Annotated in this window: 17 protein-coding genes and 1 pseudogene; 9 read left to right on the top strand and 9 right to left on the bottom strand. The window is 68.2% G+C overall.

Annotated features, from left to right (window positions below; translation table 11 throughout):
• Nucleotides 1–33: 33 nt before the first annotated feature.
• Nucleotides 34–519 carry a gamma-glutamylcyclotransferase family protein gene (locus BLS11_RS12545; RefSeq protein WP_245698901.1) on the bottom strand — a complete coding sequence of 162 codons (486 nt, stop codon included), beginning with the start codon at nt 517–519 and terminating at the stop codon, nt 34–36.
• Nucleotides 520–577: 58 nt separating this feature from the next.
• On the opposite strand from BLS11_RS12545, the gene BLS11_RS12540 reads away from it, so the two are divergent.
• Nucleotides 578–1,981: an MATE family efflux transporter gene (locus BLS11_RS12540; protein WP_092537943.1), complete on the top strand. Its 1,404-nt coding sequence runs from the start codon at nt 578–580 to the stop codon at nt 1,979–1,981.
• A gap of 84 nt (nt 1,982–2,065) precedes the next feature.
• Nucleotides 2,066–3,010: pseudogene (locus tag BLS11_RS12535) on the top strand (formate/nitrite transporter family protein); the annotation flags it as partial.
• Nucleotides 3,011–3,040: 30 nt separating this feature from the next.
• On the opposite strand, the gene citZ reads toward BLS11_RS12535, so the two are convergent.
• Nucleotides 3,041–4,180: a citrate synthase gene (citZ, locus tag BLS11_RS12530; protein WP_092537939.1), complete on the bottom strand. Its 1,140-nt coding sequence runs from the start codon at nt 4,178–4,180 to the stop codon at nt 3,041–3,043.
• 203 nt (nt 4,181–4,383) lie between these two features.
• Here citZ and BLS11_RS12525 point away from each other — a divergent pair, with 203 nt between their 5' ends.
• On the top strand, nt 4,384–5,634 hold the full coding sequence (locus BLS11_RS12525) for a potassium channel family protein (protein WP_092537937.1): 1,251 nt from the start codon (nt 4,384–4,386) through the stop codon (nt 5,632–5,634).
• 209 nt (nt 5,635–5,843) lie between these two features.
• The gene (locus tag BLS11_RS12520; RefSeq protein ID WP_092537935.1) at nt 5,844–6,107 is read left to right on the top strand and encodes a HalOD1 output domain-containing protein; all 264 of its coding nucleotides are present in this window, start codon (nt 5,844–5,846) and stop codon (nt 6,105–6,107) included.
• A gap of 1 nt (nt 6,108) precedes the next feature.
• Here the strand turns inward: BLS11_RS12520 and BLS11_RS12515 are convergent, their stop codons facing one another.
• Nucleotides 6,109–6,426: a DUF7536 family protein gene (locus tag BLS11_RS12515; RefSeq protein ID WP_394327398.1), complete on the bottom strand. Its 318-nt coding sequence runs from the start codon at nt 6,424–6,426 to the stop codon at nt 6,109–6,111.
• Nucleotides 6,427–6,455: 29 nt separating this feature from the next.
• Entirely contained in the window at nt 6,456–7,784 is a 1,329-nt protein-coding gene (locus BLS11_RS12510) for an MFS transporter (RefSeq protein WP_092537933.1), read from the bottom strand.
• Nucleotides 7,785–7,938: 154 nt separating this feature from the next.
• On the opposite strand from BLS11_RS12510, the gene BLS11_RS12505 reads away from it, so the two are divergent.
• The 3 genes from BLS11_RS12505 (at nt 7,939) to BLS11_RS19440 (ending at nt 10,258) form a co-directional block, all read left to right on the top strand.
• Nucleotides 7,939–8,895 (top strand): succinylglutamate desuccinylase/aspartoacylase family protein, encoded by a 957-nt coding sequence (locus BLS11_RS12505; RefSeq protein ID WP_092537931.1) that lies wholly within the window; start codon nt 7,939–7,941, stop codon nt 8,893–8,895.
• A 2-nt stretch (nt 8,896–8,897) separates the two neighbouring features.
• Nucleotides 8,898–9,995, top strand: coding sequence for a pyridoxal-phosphate dependent enzyme (locus BLS11_RS12500; protein WP_092537929.1), 1,098 nt, complete (start codon nt 8,898–8,900; stop codon nt 9,993–9,995).
• 86 nt (nt 9,996–10,081) lie between these two features.
• Nucleotides 10,082–10,258, top strand: a complete 177-nt coding sequence (locus tag BLS11_RS19440) for a hypothetical protein (RefSeq protein ID WP_175454447.1) — start codon at nt 10,082–10,084, stop codon at nt 10,256–10,258.
• Nucleotides 10,259–10,264: 6 nt separating this feature from the next.
• On the opposite strand, the gene BLS11_RS12495 is transcribed toward BLS11_RS19440, so the two are convergent.
• The 3 genes from BLS11_RS12495 to BLS11_RS12485 are packed head-to-tail and all read right to left on the bottom strand — an operon-like array spanning nt 10,265 to nt 12,688.
• A complete protein-coding gene (locus BLS11_RS12495; protein ID WP_092537927.1) occupies nt 10,265–11,023 on the bottom strand; it encodes a protein-L-isoaspartate O-methyltransferase family protein in 759 nt (252 codons plus the stop codon).
• 21 nt (nt 11,024–11,044) lie between these two features.
• Entirely contained in the window at nt 11,045–11,995 is a 951-nt protein-coding gene (locus tag BLS11_RS12490) for a methyltransferase domain-containing protein (protein WP_092537925.1), read from the bottom strand.
• Between the two features lie 54 nt (nt 11,996–12,049).
• Nucleotides 12,050–12,688 carry a protein-L-isoaspartate(D-aspartate) O-methyltransferase gene (locus BLS11_RS12485; protein ID WP_092537923.1) on the bottom strand — a complete coding sequence of 213 codons (639 nt, stop codon included), beginning with the start codon at nt 12,686–12,688 and terminating at the stop codon, nt 12,050–12,052.
• A gap of 190 nt (nt 12,689–12,878) precedes the next feature.
• Between BLS11_RS12485 and BLS11_RS12480 the strand changes: the two genes are divergently transcribed.
• Nucleotides 12,879–13,319, top strand: coding sequence for an NUDIX hydrolase (locus BLS11_RS12480; protein WP_245698899.1), 441 nt, complete (start codon nt 12,879–12,881; stop codon nt 13,317–13,319).
• Nucleotides 13,320–13,523: 204 nt separating this feature from the next.
• Here the strand turns inward: BLS11_RS12480 and BLS11_RS12475 are convergent, their stop codons facing one another.
• Entirely contained in the window at nt 13,524–14,174 is a 651-nt protein-coding gene (locus BLS11_RS12475) for an HVO_0476 family zinc finger protein (RefSeq protein ID WP_092537921.1), read from the bottom strand.
• A gap of 130 nt (nt 14,175–14,304) precedes the next feature.
• Between BLS11_RS12475 and BLS11_RS12470 the strand changes: the two genes are divergently transcribed.
• The gene (locus BLS11_RS12470; RefSeq protein ID WP_092537919.1) at nt 14,305–15,681 is read left to right on the top strand and encodes a PQQ-binding-like beta-propeller repeat protein; all 1,377 of its coding nucleotides are present in this window, start codon (nt 14,305–14,307) and stop codon (nt 15,679–15,681) included.
• A gap of 112 nt (nt 15,682–15,793) precedes the next feature.
• Here the strand turns inward: BLS11_RS12470 and BLS11_RS12465 are convergent, their stop codons facing one another.
• The gene (locus tag BLS11_RS12465) at nt 15,794–16,741 is read right to left on the bottom strand and encodes an aminopeptidase (protein ID WP_092537917.1); all 948 of its coding nucleotides are present in this window, start codon (nt 16,739–16,741) and stop codon (nt 15,794–15,796) included.
• Between the last annotated feature and the right edge of the window lie 169 nt (nt 16,742–16,910).

The following is a 16,910-nucleotide window of genomic DNA, read 5'->3' as shown; positions in this document are numbered from 1 at the left end:
GTCGGGGCGAACGGGGCGTCTGACGGCTGTCGTTCACGCGTCGGATACTTTCTCTTCAGGGTGGACGACGACTCGCTCCTCGGCGACGAATCGGCGGACTCGGGAGGCGAAGTCCCCCGAATTCGGCCATTCGGCGTCCGCCTCGACGCCGAGGCGTGCGGGGTCGCCGACGTACACGATTGCGGAGTCGTCCGCGCCGCGGCGCGCGCCCGCCGAGTCGCCGTCGCCGCACGCGTCCCACCCGTCCGCGTAGGGGACGCTCACGCGGACGTAGAGGCCGGAGGCGACGCCCTCGTACCGGTCGAGCGTCGAGAGTTCGTCCGTCCGGAGGATGCGCCCCTCGACGGACCCGCCGGGGAGGAGCGTCGGGTACTCCCCCTCGACGCGGTGGAGTCCGCGGAGGCGGGCGCCCGGTCCGAACGACCACTCTTCGAGGAGCGATGCGACTCTGTCGGAGTCGGTCAGCGTCCCGTAGACGAACACGTCGGTCACGGCGGGGGCGTCGTCGTCGACGGACAAAGTTCGCTCGGCCTTCCCCTTTCGGTAGGGTCAAGCGTCCGACAGCACACGTTTCTCCATGGACTTCGAGCGACTCCGCGGCGTCTGGCGTCGCGTGTTCTCGCTCGCGTGGCCGGTGATGGCCGAACAGACCACGCGGACGCTGATGCGGACGGTGGACATCCTCGTCACCGCCGCGCTGTCGCCCGCCGCCGTCGTCGCCATCGGTCTGGCCGACCTGTTCGCGCGGTTCCCGCTCAGAATCGGCCTCGGACTCGGCGGGGCCGCCATCGCCCTCTCCAGTCAGGACACCGGAAGCGGTGCCGAGGCGAACCGCGACGAGGCGGTGACGCAGGGCCTCCTCATCGCCTTCCTCACCGGCGTCCCGTTCGTCGCCTTCGGCGTCCTCTTTTCGGAGTGGGCGGTGGGGCTGTTCCCCGCCAGCGACGAGGCGGTGCGCCTAGGCGGGACGTACCTCGCCGTCGTCTTCGCCACCGCGCCCGCGCGCCACGTCGCTCTCGTCGGCGCTCGCGCGTTGCAGGGGCTGGGCGACACCCGGACGCCGATGTACGTCAACGTCCTCGCCAACGGCGTCAACGTCGCTCTGTCGCTCGGACTCGGCTTCGGCGTCGCCGTCCTCCCGGCGTGGGGCGTCTTCGGCGTCGGCCTCGCCACCTCGGCGGCGAACGTCCTCTCTGCGGCACTGCTCGTCGCGGCCATCTACCGCCCGGACTCGCCCGTCGCCTTCGCGCGCCCCACCGACCGAACGGTGGCGGTGCAACTCGTCCGCGTCGCCGTCCCGCGGGCGGCGGAGGGGTTCGCCACCGAACTCGCGGAGTTCCCGTTCAACGCGCTGTTGCTCTCGTTAGGAAGTGCGAGCGCCGCAGTCTCGGGCGATGTCGTCAACGCCGGCTTTCAGGTCGGTCGCCGGGTGTACCAGCAGGTGACGAGTCCGCTCTCCCGCGGGTACAACGTCGCGGGGAGCATCCTCGTCGGGCAGGCGTTGGGACGCGGCGAGGAGTCCGTCGCCCGGTACGAGGGGTGGGCCACCGCCGCCCTCTCTCTGTGTTCCGTCGGCGGCATCGGACTCGTCCTCGCGGCGTTCGCGGACCCCGTCGTCTCCGTCCTCGGGTTCGGCGGGTCGCCCGGAGCGCTCACGTACGCGGCGGAGTTCGCCGTCGTCTACGGCCTCTCCGCGCCGATGCTCTCGGTGTTCGTCGCGCTCTCGGGCGCGCTACAGGGCGCGGGGGCGACTCGGCTCCCGTTCCTCGCCCGCGTCACCGGCATGTTCGGGTTCTTCGTCGGCTTCTCCTACCTCGCCGTCGAGTGGTTGGGACTCGGCCTGTTCGGCGTCTACGCCGGCGTCTTCCTCGCGTACTGCTGGATGGGCCTGTTCGCCGTCGCGGCGTTCGCCCGCGCGGACTGGGCCGGGACGGCCGCGGGACTCCTGCGCGAACGGGGGAGCGTCGACACCGACGACTGACGGCCGTCCGCCGGCCGTCGCCGTGGCTGTGATGATAACGGGGGCCGAGAGGCATTTTCCGCACGCGTCCGCACGGTGGAGTTGATGGCCGACGACACGCCGGAGAACGAGACGGTACGCGAGGCGATAGAACAGTCGAGGCGCGGCGCGCCCGCGGTGGGGAGTGTCGTCCGGGACCAGTTCGAGACCCACGAGGTGTTCCAGCGCATCGTCGCCGCCGCCGACGAGGAGGCCACGACCGGGCTTCGAGAACTGTTCTTCAGCGCACTCGCCGCCGGGTTCGCCATCACCGTCACCTACCTGCTGTACGCGTCGATGACGGCGGCCACCGGCCGCGACCCGGTTCTCAGCGCCCTGCTGTACCCGCTGGGGTTCGTCTTCATCATCCTCGGCGGCTACCAACTGTACACCGAGAACACGCTCCCGCCGGTCGTTCTCGTCTTGGAACGACTCGCCAGCGTCCCCCGACTGCTCACGATCTGGACCGTCGTCGTCCTCGGCAACTTCGCCGGCGGCGGACTGGGGGCGCTCGTCCTCGCGCGGGGCGGCGTCCTCTCTGCGGACGGCGCGGAGGCCGCCGCGTACCTCGCGACGAAGGGTATCGAGACGGCGTTCTGGAGCCTGTTCTTCAAGGCGGCGTTCGCCGGACTCATCGTCGCGGGCGTCGTCTGGTTGGTGTACGCCGTCAGCGACAACACCACGCGCCTGGTCGTCGTCTACATCGCGTTCTTGGCTATCCCGTTCGGCAACCTCTATCACTCGGTCGTCTCGTTCACCGAACTGATGTACCTCGTCTTCACCGGACGGGGGTCGCTCGTCGCCGGTCTGGGCGGGTTCGTGCTGCCCGTCCTCCTCGGGAACACCGTCGGCGGCGTCTTGCTGGTGACGGTGGTCAACTACTTCCAGACGACGGAGGAACGCCTCGACATCGCGCGCAAGGACGGGGCCGAGCGAAAACTGACGACGCGAGAGTGGGTTCTCGGCAGAGGTGCCGGGCGGTCGTACGTTCCGGTGCGGGAAGAAGACGAGTAGCGTCGGACCGACCGGACAGAGCGTCTCTTACCGCTCGTCCACGTCGGAGAACGTCTGGTCCGTCGGGCCGACGTAGCGCGCACGCGGGCGGATGAGTCGGTTGTCCTCGTACTGTTCGAGGACGTGCGCCGTCCACCCCGAGACGCGGGACATCGCGAAGATGGGCGTGTAGATGTCGACCGGAATGCCCATCTGGTAGTACGTCGACGCGGAGTAGAAGTCGACGTTCGGCGCGAGACCCTTCTCCTCGGTGATGTACTCCTCGATTGCGACCGAGTAGTCGTACCACTTCGTGTCGCCGGACGCCTCGGCGAGTTCCTCGGACTTCTCGCCGAGAATCTTCGCGCGCGGGTCCTTCACGTTGTAGACGCGGTGGCCGAACCCGGGGACGCGACGACCCTCGTCGAGGGCGTCTTTGACCCACTTCTTGGGGTCTTTGTCGCTTTCGTCTATCTCCTTGAGCATCTTCATCACGTTCGCGTTCGCCCCGCCGTGGAGCGACCCCGCGAGCGTGCCGACTGCGCTCGTGACGGCGCTGTGCATGTCCGACAGCGTGGAGGCGGTGACCATCGCCGAGAACGTCGAGGCGTTCAGGCCGTGGTCGGCGTGGAGGACAAGCGCCATGTCGAACGTCTCCGCGAGCACCTCGTCCGGCTCCTCGTCGTTGAGCATGTAGAGGAAGTTCGCGGCGTGGCCGAGGTCCTCGCGCGGTTCGACGGGCTCTTCGCCGTTGCGGAGCCGATTGAACGCGGCAAGCGCCGTCGGAATCTTCGAGGTGATGCGGCGGGCCTTCCGGATGTTGGCCTCCTCGTCCGTCACGCCCTCGAAGGTGGCGTCGTCGTCGTGCGCCGACAGCGACGAGACGACGGTCCGAAGCGCCGCCATCGGCACCTCGTCGGCGTCGGCGAGCTTCCGAATCTCGCCCAACACGTCGTCGTCGAGCGTCCGTTCGGCGCTCATCTGCTCTTCGAACGTCTCGAGCTCCGACCGTGTCGGGAGTTCCCCGTGCCACAGGAGGTAGACGACCTCCTCGTACGACGCGTTGCGGGCCAAGTCCTCGATGGTATAGCCCCGGTAGACGAGCTTCCCGGCATCACCGTCGATGTGACTGAGTTCCGACTCGGCGACGAGAACGCCTTCCAGCCCCCGCTTCAGGTCGTCTGACATACCCAAACGGTTCCCGTCCCTCTCAAAAAAGCGTTATCGTTCACCCCAAACTATTTCCTTTTGTCTCTTTTGGGTCATAGACCAACGTTAACTTATAGCACACAAAGGAGACGACGGCGACATCCCAACGTCCGTCCACCGCGCGGGGTGCGGGTAACGCGTCGCTACCAAGCCTTATCACGGTCCGCCGCCCATCCCGACACATGGACCCAGCGGACGTGGAGTACGAACCGGTCAGCGTGAAGGAGGTGCTCTCGGAGATGAAAGACACCGCAGAGCTCCTCATCGACCTCTCGTACTCCGCCGTCCTCAACGGGAGCGACGACATCGCGCGGGAGGTTCTCGCGCTCGAAGAGCGGATGGACATCCTCCAGTTGCAGGGGCGGATGAGCCTCCTGATGGCCGCGCGCAACCCCGAGGACGCCGAGCAACTCGCGCCCGTCCTCGGCGTCATCGGCGCGGCCGAGAAGATATCCAACGCGGCGGGCGACATCGCCAAGGTCGTCTTGGAGGACATCGGCCTCCCCGACGCCATCCGGGCGGCCCTGCCGGAGGCCGCCGAGATGCTGGTGCGCGCCACCGTCGCCGCCGACTCGCCGTACGACGGCCGCACCCTCGGCGACATCAACATGGAGACGGAGACGGGCGTCCGCGTCATCGCCATCCGCCGCCGTTCCGCGACGGGCAAGCGCCGGTGGATAACGAATCCCGACCGGGAGACCCAACTGCGAGAGAACGACGTGCTCCTCCTCCGCGGCGCGCAGGAGGGCGTCGCCGCCGTCTACGAGACGGTGGCCGGCGTCCCGTACGAACCGCCGGCGGTCGCCGACCCGCCCATCGAGGACCTCGAACGCGCCGTCGACTCGATAATCCTGATGAAGGACATGAGCGAACTCGCCGTGGACCTCGCGTACGGCGCGATTCTGTTCGACAGCGAGGGCGTCGCCGAGGAGGTAGACGAGTTGGAGGCGGAGGTGGACGCGCTGAAGTCGCGCTTCGAGGCGTGGGTGCTCCGGGCGGCGAGCCGCGTCGAAGACCCGGTTCAGCTCCGCGGACTCGTCCACCTCGCCTCCGCGACGGAGGTCATCTCCGACGCCGCACTCGAAATCAGCGAGGGCGTCCTCCGCGGACTCAACGCCCACCCCGTCGTCGCCGTCGCCGTCGAGGAGTCCGACGAGGTCATCGTCCGCCTCACCGTCGCCGAGGGGAGCACCCTCGCGAACGCGACGCTGGGAGAGAAGCGGGTGAAGACGGAGACGGGGATGCGCGTCATCGCCGTCCGGCGGGAACGCCCCCCGGCCGCCGACGCGCCGAACGACGCCGACGAGTGGGTGATTCAGCCCGGCCCGGAGACCGAACTGCTCCCCGGCGACGTGGTCATCGCGAAGGGCACCCGCGCCGGCGCCGAACGACTCGGCGAGGCCACCGGCGACCCGCAACTGTTCGACGAGTAATCGTCGCCTCGAACCGTTTTCGACGGCCCTTTCGTCGCCACTTCCGACCGTATCTTAAACACCTGGACATAGAAACGCCCAACTTATTGTAGCTCGTCTGCTTGCTCAGTACCAATGGACAGGGTGGATTCTTTCGTTACTCGCGGTCGGAGACAGGGACGGGCGTACCGCGCAGGACGACGCGGACGCGAGATGAGGTGTCGAGGCGAGTGACCGAACCCGGCGGCACGTCTTCGGGTACGAGCGGGGCGGACGACATCGGCGTGAGAATCGTCCGCGAAGTCGCCGCCGAACTCGACCGAAGTCCGATGGAGTTGGAACCGCTCGCGGGACTCGTCGATATCGACGCGCTCTCGTCGCTCACGACGACGCAGTCCGTGAACGTCTCGTTCGAGTACGAGGGTCTCCGCGTCACCGTCCACCGCGACGGGTCTGTCGGCGTCGAACGGCTCGACGACCGGTCGATGCGGTAACTCACACGTCTTTTGCGAGGCGGTAGACGGAGACGACGGTCAGAAGCGTCGTCACCAGAAGCGCCGTCGAGGTGGCGAGGACGAACGCGAGGATGCCGAACCAGCCTTCCGGCCCGAGAACCGGGTACGCTCTCGTCCCCGCGAAGGGGCCGAACAGTTCTAACACGCGGAACAGGTACGCGCCCGCCGCGAGGGTAACGCCGGCGGCGACGCCGACTGCGGCGTTCCGCGGCACGTCTAACGCCTCGACGAGTCCGCCCGACGGCGGACGCTCCGGAACCTCGTCACTCACGAGTGTGGGTTGTTCTCGGTCCGTCAAATCTCCATCGCCGTCGCCGCCGACGCCGTTCACGCGTACGCCGGGAACTCCCGGCCGAAGGCGAGGAAGTAGCCCGTCCCGAGGAGGCCCACCGCCGTCGCCGCGCCGAACGCCAACTCCGGCGACGCCGCGTACAACCATCCGCCGACGGCGGCGGAGGGGATGACGACGACGTTGCGGACGAGGTAGTACGAGCCGACGACGCGCCCGCCGGCGTTCTCTTCGGCCGGTCCGACGATGAGCGCCTTGTGCGCCGGGAGGCCGGCGAACCGGAGGCCGGAGAACGCAAAGAGGAGAGCGACGACGGCGGCGTTCGCGGGCGCGTTGACGAGCAGCACCGGGAATATCGCGTAGACGGCGAACCCGACGGCGACGACGGGTTTGAGGCCGACGCGCCGCGCGAGTTTGGCGACGGGCACCATCGTGAGGAGGGCGATAGCCATCTCGACGGCCAACAGGACGCCGAAGTACGCGTCCGGCGAGAGCGACCCCACGGCGGGGAGGGTGACGCCGACTTCGAGGAACTCGGTGACGACGATGACGAAGAAGACGTACACCATCCCGTTGGCGAAGCGGACGAGGGTGTCGCCGACCAGCAGGGGTCGAAGCTCCGGCGGCATCGACTGCAGGTCGTCGAGCACCGAGTCGAGGCCCTCGAAGGACTTCCCGAACGAGTCCCTGGACGCGTCGTAGAGGGCGTACTGCGCCGCCGTGGCGACGAGGCCGAACAGGGCGGCGACGGCCAAGACGACGCGGAAGCCGAACTCGAACTGATAGAGCGTCAACACGCCCGCGGCCAGGAGGGGCCCGAGCAGAAAGGCCGTCCGGCGGAACGTCTCCGTACTCGCAAAGCCCGTCGCCAGACGGTCCGCCGGGACGCTCTGTTTCACTATCGCGAACGTCGCGCCCAGCCCGAACGATTTCCACGCCTGCGCGAGCAGGAGGCCGAGGAAGATGCCGACGGGGAGGACGACCGGCTCCGCCGCGTACCGCCCCACCTCGAAGGCCGGTATCGTGAGGACGCCGAACGCGTCGGCGAACAACCAGACGACGAACCCGAGCGTCGAGGCGACGCCGAACGCCGTCAGCGCCGTCCGGGACCCGATGCGGTCCGAGAGCGCGCCGCCGGGGTACGGGTAGACGGCGCTGATGAGGTTGCCGAAACTCCCGTACAGCCCGATTGCGAGGCTCCCCGCGCCGAGGACGCTCATGTACCGCGGCATGTAGCGTCCGGTCATCTGGAACCCGAGGCTGAACGCGAACATCGCCGCCGAGAGAACCAGTACGTCGCCGTCGAGGGCGAAGAAGCGTCGGAACGACGAGAACGCGTCCGGTTCGGCCGTCTCCTCGCGCGCCATGTGCGTCCCCTCTCCTGCGTCCGTCAAATCAGTCCCGGTCGGCGGAACCGCCGAGGCCCCTCCGCGGCGGGTGACCCACTCGCGGCGGCGTACGTCGCCGTCTGCGGTGTCACAGACCGAACCCCTAAAGGGTGGGGGTGCCGACAGACGAGTAATGACCACGCTCGGAAGTGCGAGCGCGGCCCCGGGAGAGATTGCGACGGGTCGGCTCGAAGTGGGAGAGGCGCGAGACGGAAGCCCGGTCGCGCTCCCGGTCGCCGTGATAAACGGCGCGCGAGACGGCAAGACGCTCTACCTGCAGGCGGCGTCCGACGGCGACGAACTGAACGGTGTCGGCGTGATTCAGCGCGTCGTCCCCCAACTGGATCCGAACGACGTCGTCGGCGAGATACTCGTCGTCGGCATCGTCAACTACCACGCGTTTCAGGTCGCAGAGCACAGAAACCCCATCGACGACACGAAGATGAACCGCGCGTACCCCGGCGACGAGAACGGCACGTCCTCCGAGCGTATCGCCGCGGCGACGTACGACGTGGCCTCCCGCGCGGACATCATCGTGGACCTCCATCAGGGGTCGACGAGTCGGATGATAGACGAGGTTCGCGTCCGCTGCGGCCGCCACCACCGCCTCCACAGCGAGTGTCTCCGACTGGCGAAGACGTTCGGGTGCGGCTACATCCTCGACCAGAAGGGCCCGGACGGACAACTCGCCCGCGCCGGCCCGGACGACGGCATCCCGACCATCGACCCCGAACTCGGCGGGGCCGTCGGGTGGGACGAAGAGAGCATCCGGAAGGGCGTCGACGGCGTCTACAACGTCCTCCGCGGGTACGGCTTCCTCGACGGGTCGGTCGAATCCACGTCCCAGACCCGCGCGAAGGGGTTCGACCAGTACGGGTCGCCCTCGGGCGGTCTGGTGCGGTTCAAGAAGGACCTCGGCGACTCCGTCTCCGTCGGCGACGTGCTGTTCGAGGTGACGGACGTCTTCGGCGGCCTGAAGGCGCGCGTCACCGCCGACGGTCCCGGCATCTTCTGGCGGTGCCGCCGCCTCCCGCAGGTCGCCACCGGCGAGTACGTCTGCTCGGTCGGCACGGACATCGACACCGTCTGACGATGGCGCTGCCTCCCGAACTCCGACTCCGCTGTTCCGACTGCGGTAACGAACCCGCCGAGTGGACGTGGCGCTGTGACTGCGGCGCGCCGTTGGATTTCGCCGCCGACTTCCGACCCGACGGCCCCGCGCCCGCCCCCGACGCGTTCGACGCCCGCCGGGGACTGTGGTCGTTCGACGACTTTCTCCCGGTCGGTCCGAACGTCACCCTCGGCGAGGGACTGACGCCCCTCGTGGACGCGCCCGAGTGGGGCGCGTCGTTCAAACTGGAGTACGTCTTCCCCACGGGGTCGTTCAAGGACCGCGGGGCGACGGTGACGCTCTCCGTCGCCGACGAACTCGGCGTCGAACGAGTCGTCGAGGACTCCTCGGGCAACGCGGGGGCGGCCATCGCCACCTACGCCGCCCGCGCCGGCATCGACGCCGACGTGTACGTACCCGCGGCGGTCAAGGCGACGAAACTCCGCGCCGTCGAACGCGCGGGGGCGACGCCGGTCCGCGTCGAGGGGTCCCGCGAGGACGTGACCGACGCCTGCCTCGACGCCGTCCGCGCGGGCGACGGCTGGTACGCCTCCCACGCGTGGAACCCCGCCTTCTTCGCCGGGACGGCGACGTTCGCCTACGAAGTCGTCCTCCAGCGAGACTGGTCGGCCCCGGACGCCGTCGTCTCGCCCCTCGGCCACGGGACGCTGTTTCTCGGCGCCTACCGCGGCTTCCGTGCCCTCTCCGACGCTGGCTGGATAGACGAGATGCCGCGCTTCTTGGGCGCGCAGGCCGCCGGATACGCCCCTATCGCGGAGGCGTTGCACGGACGGGACGCGGCGGCGGGCGAGAACGACGCGGCCGACGGCATCCAGATACGAGAGCCCGTCCGCAAAGACCAGATTCTCGACGCCATCGAGGAGACGGGTGGCGACGCCATCGCCCTCTCGGAGGGTGCGGTGGAACGCGAACTCGACGCCCTCCACGGCCGCGGGTTCTACGTCGAATCCACCTCCGCCGTCGCGCCCGCGGCCCTCCGGGAGTACCGCGAACGGGGCGTCATCGACGCCACCGACGACGTGGTGATTCCGCTGACGGGAAGCGGGATGAAGACGTAGCGTCTGGCGACGGTACTCGCCGGGACGGGCTTCGTACACCGTTTCGGGGGAGTAAATTCTTAAGCGGGAGAAAGCGTATTTCGAGTATGGTCTCGCCGACGAAAGCGTTCCTCGTCTGCGGCGCGTTCCTTCTCGGCGCCGTCGGTCTCTTCGGACTAACGGTGTATCCGTTTCAGTACGGCCTCGTCGAGAGCGCCATCCTCGCGGGCGCGTTCGTCCTCGTGGCCCTCTTCGAGACGGCGCTGGACGACACGTCGTTCTGAGGAGGACTACCGCCGCCGCCGCTGTCGTCCGCTCAGCCGTTCGTCCCAGTCTATCCACTCCTGTTCCCACCCGCTCGGCGCGAAGTAGCCCGAGTCGGGTTGCGCCCGTTCGGCGTCCTCGCGTTCGGTGCGGTTGCGCGTGGGACCGCTCCGCTGTTCGCCCTCGACCAGGAGGGGTCGGAAGGCGACGGGTCCGTGTTTCTCCTCGATTTCGCCCTCGTGGGTGACGGAGACGAGCGTCTGCTCCGGGCCGCCCATCGGCATGACGAGGCGGCCGCCGTCGGCCAACTGCGCGACGAGTTTCCGCGGGGGGTTGATGGCCGCGGCTTCGACGAGGATGCGGTCGAACGGGGCGTACTCGGGGAGGCCGTCGGCGCCGTCGCGGCGGTCCACGAGGACGCCGCCGTAGCCCGCCGATTCGAGGTTCGAGCGGGCGGCGTAGACGAGTTGGCGGTCGATATCGACGGCGTGGACGTACCTCTCGCCGACGAGTTCGGCCAAGACGGCGGCGGTGTAGCCGACGCCCGCGCCGACGACCAACACCTCGTCGCCGTCGGTTGCGTTCAGTGCGGAGAGCATTCGCGCGGCGAGGGCGGGGGCCAGCACCGTCGTCCCCTCGTAGTCGGAGGCCCGGTTGTCGTACGGCGTCTCCTCGACGAACGGGTGTCGAGGGACAGTTCGCATCGCGAGGCTCACGGACTCGTCGACGTCCATCGAGTGTTCGATGCCGTCGACCATGTCCTCGCGCAATGCGGCGGTATCCATACTCGCCCTCGGGCGTGCGCCCTAATCAACCGCACGCTCCGGCCGGTGGGCGATAACCGCCGTCCGGGCGTCTCCCGGCACGGATTTACAAGCAACGCCCGCGAACCCGGCGTCCTCCAACCACTCGCGGTAGGTCGCCTCCGGGTAGGCGTCGCCCCGTCCGACGCCGAGGGCGCGCACCCGCGCGCCGACCGATTCGGGCGACCCGTCGCGGAGGACGTCCACGATGACGAGCGTCCCGCCCGGTTCGAGGGCGTCGAACGCCGCGTCGAACAGCGCGCGGTTCTCCGCGGGGTCGAGCCGACTCGTCGCGTCGGCGGCGAACGCGAGGCCGAACGACCCCGAGTCGAGGCCCAACTCGCCCGGAACGTCGGCGGCGACGGTTCGGACGCCGCGGTGGCGGACCATCGGTTCGACCGCCTCGACGCACGCTCCGTCGTCGACCAGCGTCGTCTCGAACCCGCGGGCGGCGAACTCCGTCGCGTACGTCCCCGACGCGCCGAGGAGGTCCGCGACTCGCTCTGCGTTGGGTCGTTCGCGCACCGCCGCGGTGACGCGGGCGCGCACCGCCGCGTCGTCCGTCGCGGCGTGCGCCCCGAGGCGGTTTCGCGTCCAGTCTTCGGGTAACTCGGGCGTCTCGCCCGTCGCCATCGTCTCCGGCAGGTCGCTCCAGAGGTCCAGCAGGTCCAACGCGTGCGGCAGACGACCGATGGAGCGCACGTCTCGCTTCGCTAAAAATCCGAGCGCGCGGTTCGTAATCTCGTACTCGCCGCCCACGTCGCGGACGAACCCGAGGTCCGCGAGCGATTCGACGACGACTGCGGCCGCCTCCTCCGTCACGTCCGCCGCCTCGGCCGCCTCCGCGGGCGTCCCGGCGGTGTCGAGAACGGCGTCGAGGACGCCGCTCCGGCGGGCGGCCCAAAGCAAGACGAGTTCCTCCACGTCGCGCGACGAACTGTCTCGGGTCGGCATGTCTCTCTCGACGCCGCCGACCGGCAAAGTCGGCCCGGTTTCCCCTACCAGCCGCTATCCGCCGCTCATCGTGACGAACCTGACGCCGCCGTGTTCGGACCGCTCGACCGTTCCGTCCTCCCGCTTCTCGACGGTGACGAGTCGCTGGCGGCCCCGCCCGACGGGCGCGACGACGACGCCGCCGGGTTCGACCTGTTCGCGGACGGCCGGCGGAACCTCCGGCGGCGCGCAGGTCAGGTACGCGCCGTCGTACGGGGCGTGTTCGGGCCACCCATCGTGGCCGTCGCCGGTGCGGACCGAGACGTTGTCGTAGCCCAGCGATTCGAGCGTCTCTCGGGCGCGTTCGGCCAGTTCGGGCTCGTACTCGACGCTGTAGACGCGGCCCTCGGGCACGAGTTCGGCGGTCACCGCGGCGTGGTAGCCGCACCCCGTCCCGATTTCGAGGACGCGGTCCGTCGGGTCCGGGTCCAGCAGGTCAGCCATCACGCCGACCATGTGGGGCGCGCTGATGGTCTGTCCCTGCCCGATGGAGAGCGGTCTGTCCGCGTACGCGGAGCGTCGGGACCCGTCGGGGACGAACTCGTGGCGGGGGACCGACCGCAGGGCGTCGAGCGTCCTCGGATTCTCGACGTGTCCCCGACGTTCGAGTCGTTCGACGAGTTGCCGTCGCTCGTCGGTTCTATCGTCGGTCATGCGTCGCAATTCGCGGCGAGAACAGTCGAACGTTGCGGCGGGTGGCGGATTCGACCCGGTAGTTCTCGGTTAGGTGTCTATCCAGCAAACGGGCGCTCTTCGTTCTTGCTTCCGGCTGACGAAACGACCGGTGGGTCGGGCTCCGTTCTAAGCAGAAATATTATCGATAGATGTTCCAATTATTGTCAGTATGATAGAGGAATATGGATACGTTGTGAACGTCGATGGTGTCGTCGTTCAAAACGACGAGTATCTGTTCATCGAACGCGGACCGGAGGAAGACCACGCCAGCGGGTCGTTAGCGTTTCCGGGTGGCAAAATTGAGCAGCCGCCCGGAGGTAATGATCCGATCGAGAAGACAGCCATCCGCGAGCTTGACGAAGAGGTCGGCATCGAGATCGGAGATGTCGAGTATGTCCTCAGCACGACGTTTGAGGCCGACGATGGGACTCAATGCATCAATATCGTCACGTTGTGCGAGCATGTGAATGGCGAAGCCTATCCGCGCGCGTCGGACGAAGTCGCTGCGATTCACTGGTTTTCCTACAAAGAGGTCAAAGAGCGTGATGATATTCCTTCGTACATCGAACGATTCGTGGATATAGTTGAGAATTTTCGCAAGTCCGATTGAGTATCCGCGAGCAAAGCGAGACGGCTTCGCCATCTCGCCGGCCATTCAGGTGGCTTAGAGCCCTCCCGAAGACGAAGCGAGCAGTTCACCGGCGACGAGTGGCCGAAGGCCGCGACGTCGGCGGCTTTTTCCCTCCAGGTTTTTCGAGGAGGGTACCCGCAGCGAACGCAGTGAGCGAGGAAACCCGACGACGAAAAAGGTGGATTACCAGGCCGACCACGCGGTGGACGTCTCGTCGCGGCCGTACAGGCGGTTGAGGTCCTTCGCGTACACCATGTCGCCGTCGTGGTCGAGTTTCCCGTGGCGGTACTCCGGGGCGTCCTCGCGGACGTGGAGGGCCTTGACGGTGAACTTCTCGTCGCCGAACTCCTCCGTCTCGCCGACGACGAACTCGTAGTCGCCGGGGACGTGGACCTTGAAACTCCGCGTCTTGTCGTGTTTACCGTCCTTCGGGTTGACGGTGACGTTGACGGAGACGTTGTCCACGGCGCGGGTCCAGATGGTCGTCGCGTCCTCCACCTCCGCGGACTCGGTTCGTTGCTCGGGGCCGACTTCGATGCCGGTGATGCGGACGAGCATGATGGCCTCCTCCGTATCGACGATGAACTCCTCGCCGACGGCTATCGTCTCCTCGGCGGGGGCGTCGACGGTGGTCTTGAACGACTCTTGGTCCTGCGAGACGATGACGTCCCGTTGGACTTCTCGCTCCTCCTCGATTCGAACCTTGTGGACGTGACTGCACTCCGTACAGCGAACGGTGGCCTGCCCGCCCGGTTTCAACACCTCGTGGACGGTCGGTTCCTCGGGCGAACAGGAGGGACACGCGACGGCGACGCGGTCCTGTGGCGTACTCATACCTCCATCTATCCGACGACGCCGTAAAAAGTCGCCCTTCCGCCCTCGGGCGCGTGATACCGCCCCGTGGGAGCCCGTGCCTCGACCGGTACGTTAGGGTTCTTATACGAAGCGGGCGCACTCCGTGACGATGCCCTCCCCTCGTGCGACCCCTTCCCGCCGCGCGTTCCTCGCCGCCCTCGGTAGCGCCGGCGTCGCGGCGACGGCCGGTTGCCTCTCGCTTTCGACCCCCTCCGCCGCCGGAACGTGGCCGCGACGGTCCTACGACGCGGCGAACACCGGCCACGCCGAGATAGCGGGGCCGACGACCGACCTCCACGCCGTCTGGCACGCACAGAGGCCGCGAGGCGGCGGGACGACGTGTTCGCCCGTCGTCGGCGACGGCCGACTCTACCTCGTCTACTCCGAGGAGGCGGGGACGCGCGACGGCCCCGGCGGGTCGTGGGTCGAGGCGTTCGACGCGGCGACGGGCGAGTCCGTCTGGACGACCGAACTGTGGCGCACCGACGAGTTCTACTACTTCTATCACTCGGACTCGGTGGTTCTCGATTCGGCGACGGACCGACTCTACGTCCAGACGCACGAGGGACTGAAGGCCGTCTCGACGGGCGGCGACGCCGACGCCGGCACCGTCGCGTGGACGTTCGACAACTTCGGTCCCACCCAACCCATCCCCGACGCGGTGCCGCCGATAGTTCGCGACGACGTCGTGGTCACGGGGTCTTACGAGACGCACGAGAACCACGGCGACGAGAGGACCGAACCCGAGGTACTGTACGGCGTCGACCCGACGGACGGGAGCGAACTGTGGCGGCGCGAATTCGCGGACGCGACGGGGATGTGGCAACTCGGCGCGTCCGACGGCACCGTCTACGTCCCGATGTTGGACGGCGACGGCGCACTCGTCGCCGTCGATAGCGCGACCGGCGAGGAACGGTGGCGTCGTCCGATATCGGCCGACGGGACGCCCGCCGTCGCGGACGGTACCCTGTTTCTCCCGCTCCGAATCGACGACGGCACCAGAATCGGACGGCAGTTCGTCGGCGCGTTCGACGCGGAGACGGGCGAGGAACGCTGGCGCGTGGAAGTAGGGCCGCGGTGGACCGACAGTTGCCTCGCCGTTTCGGACGGGAGGCTCTACTACGTCGCCGACCGGAGTCTCGTTGCCCGCGAGGCGGACACAGGCGAACGCCTCTGGCGAGCGTTCGGCCGGAACGCACGCGAGCAAGTCGGTCTGCGGACGACGCCGGTCGTTTCGGGCGGCGTCGTCTACGTCAACGGCCGTCGGGAACCCTCCGGCGACGAAGGCGGCGCACGGGGCCGACTGTTCGCCCTCGACGCCGAGACGGGCGAGAGGCTGGGAACGGCGAAACTGGGGGAGAACCAGAGCGCCACGAGTGCACCCGCCGTCACCGAGGAGTTGGTGTTTTCGCACCGGAACACGGGCGATTTGTACGCCATCGGCGAGTGCGAGGTGAGTGCGGCGGGGCGGTGCCTCATCGGCTGAGCGCGGTTCGCCTCCTCCGTCGGGCCTATCGGACGTACCGGAGAGGGCGGGTGAACGGAAGCGCGCGGTGACGAACCGCGGACTTCGGCCGTTACAAACCGGATAACCCCGTCTATCGAGGGAGTTCCACTTCCTCCCCGTCCGCGTACACGGTCGGGTCCTGAATGATGCCGTCCAGATGGAGAGGCGCGTCCGTGTCGCCGCCGATGCCCGCGTCGTCGCCGATGGCGATGTGGACCGTACCGGCGGCCTTCTCGTCCAACAAGACGGATCCCACGAGGTCCGTCACCCCGACGTTCGTCCCGATGCCGAGTTCCGCGAGGTTGTACGCGTCCCGCCCGACGTCCTCCGCTCCCGCCTCGACCTGTTCGCGCACGTCGTCGTCCGAGATGTCGGTCACGTAGCCGTCCTCCACCTCGAATCGGAGTTCCTCGCCGTCTAAGAGTCCGTGCGGCATCATCGTCCCGTCGACGACGTACGTGCCGTTCGCGTTCTCGGGGCTGACGAACACCTCGCCCGCGGGGAGGTTCGAGAACGCGCCCGCGTCGTGGACGATGCCGGTGTCCGAGAGCCAGTCCCTGTCGCCGGGTTCGAAGGTGATGTCCGTGCCGCGGTCCGTCGTGACGCGAACCTCCTCGGCGTCGTTGACCTGCTCTAACACCGACAGCGAGTGCGACGCGATGGCGTCGTAGTCGGCGTCTAACCCGGTGGTGAACACCTCCTCGGTGATGCCCGGAAGCGTCGCGCCGCGCGCGCCCGCCTCGCAGGCGTCGCCGCGGGCGCGGGTGTGACTGAGGCTCTTGGTCGTCGGTGCGAGGAACACGTCCGCCTCGGCCATCGCCGCGGCGACGGGCGCGGGCGGTTCCTCGCCGTGTTGGTTCCCCGGCGGGTACCGGAGCAACGTCGCGTCCTCCGTCACCGCCCGCGCCGCCTCGTAGAGTGCCTCCCCGATGGGCAGTCGCTTGTCGTCGGTGACGACGACGCACGACTCCGCGTCGTCGAGTGCCACGCACTGGCGCACCGCCGTCTCCGCGGCGGCCGCTACGTCACTGTCGCTCATACGTCCACGTGCGTCGCCGCGGGGTTAGGCGTTCCCATCGGCGTCCGGTCGGTCGGTTCCGCCGACTCCCTCGTACGGAGGCGGAAGTTACTCGCCCGCGTGGAAATCCGCCTCGTTACTCGGGATGGAGTTAATTTCTTAACTGTGAACGCCGAAATAACTATGGCGC

It is taken from the genome of Halopelagius longus (genome assembly GCF_900100875.1).
In the GTDB taxonomy this organism is placed as follows: Archaea; Halobacteriota; Halobacteria; order Halobacteriales; family Haloferacaceae; genus Halopelagius; species Halopelagius longus.
Note: the sequence above shows the minus strand (reverse complement) of the source record. Positions and strands in the feature narration are given on the sequence as shown.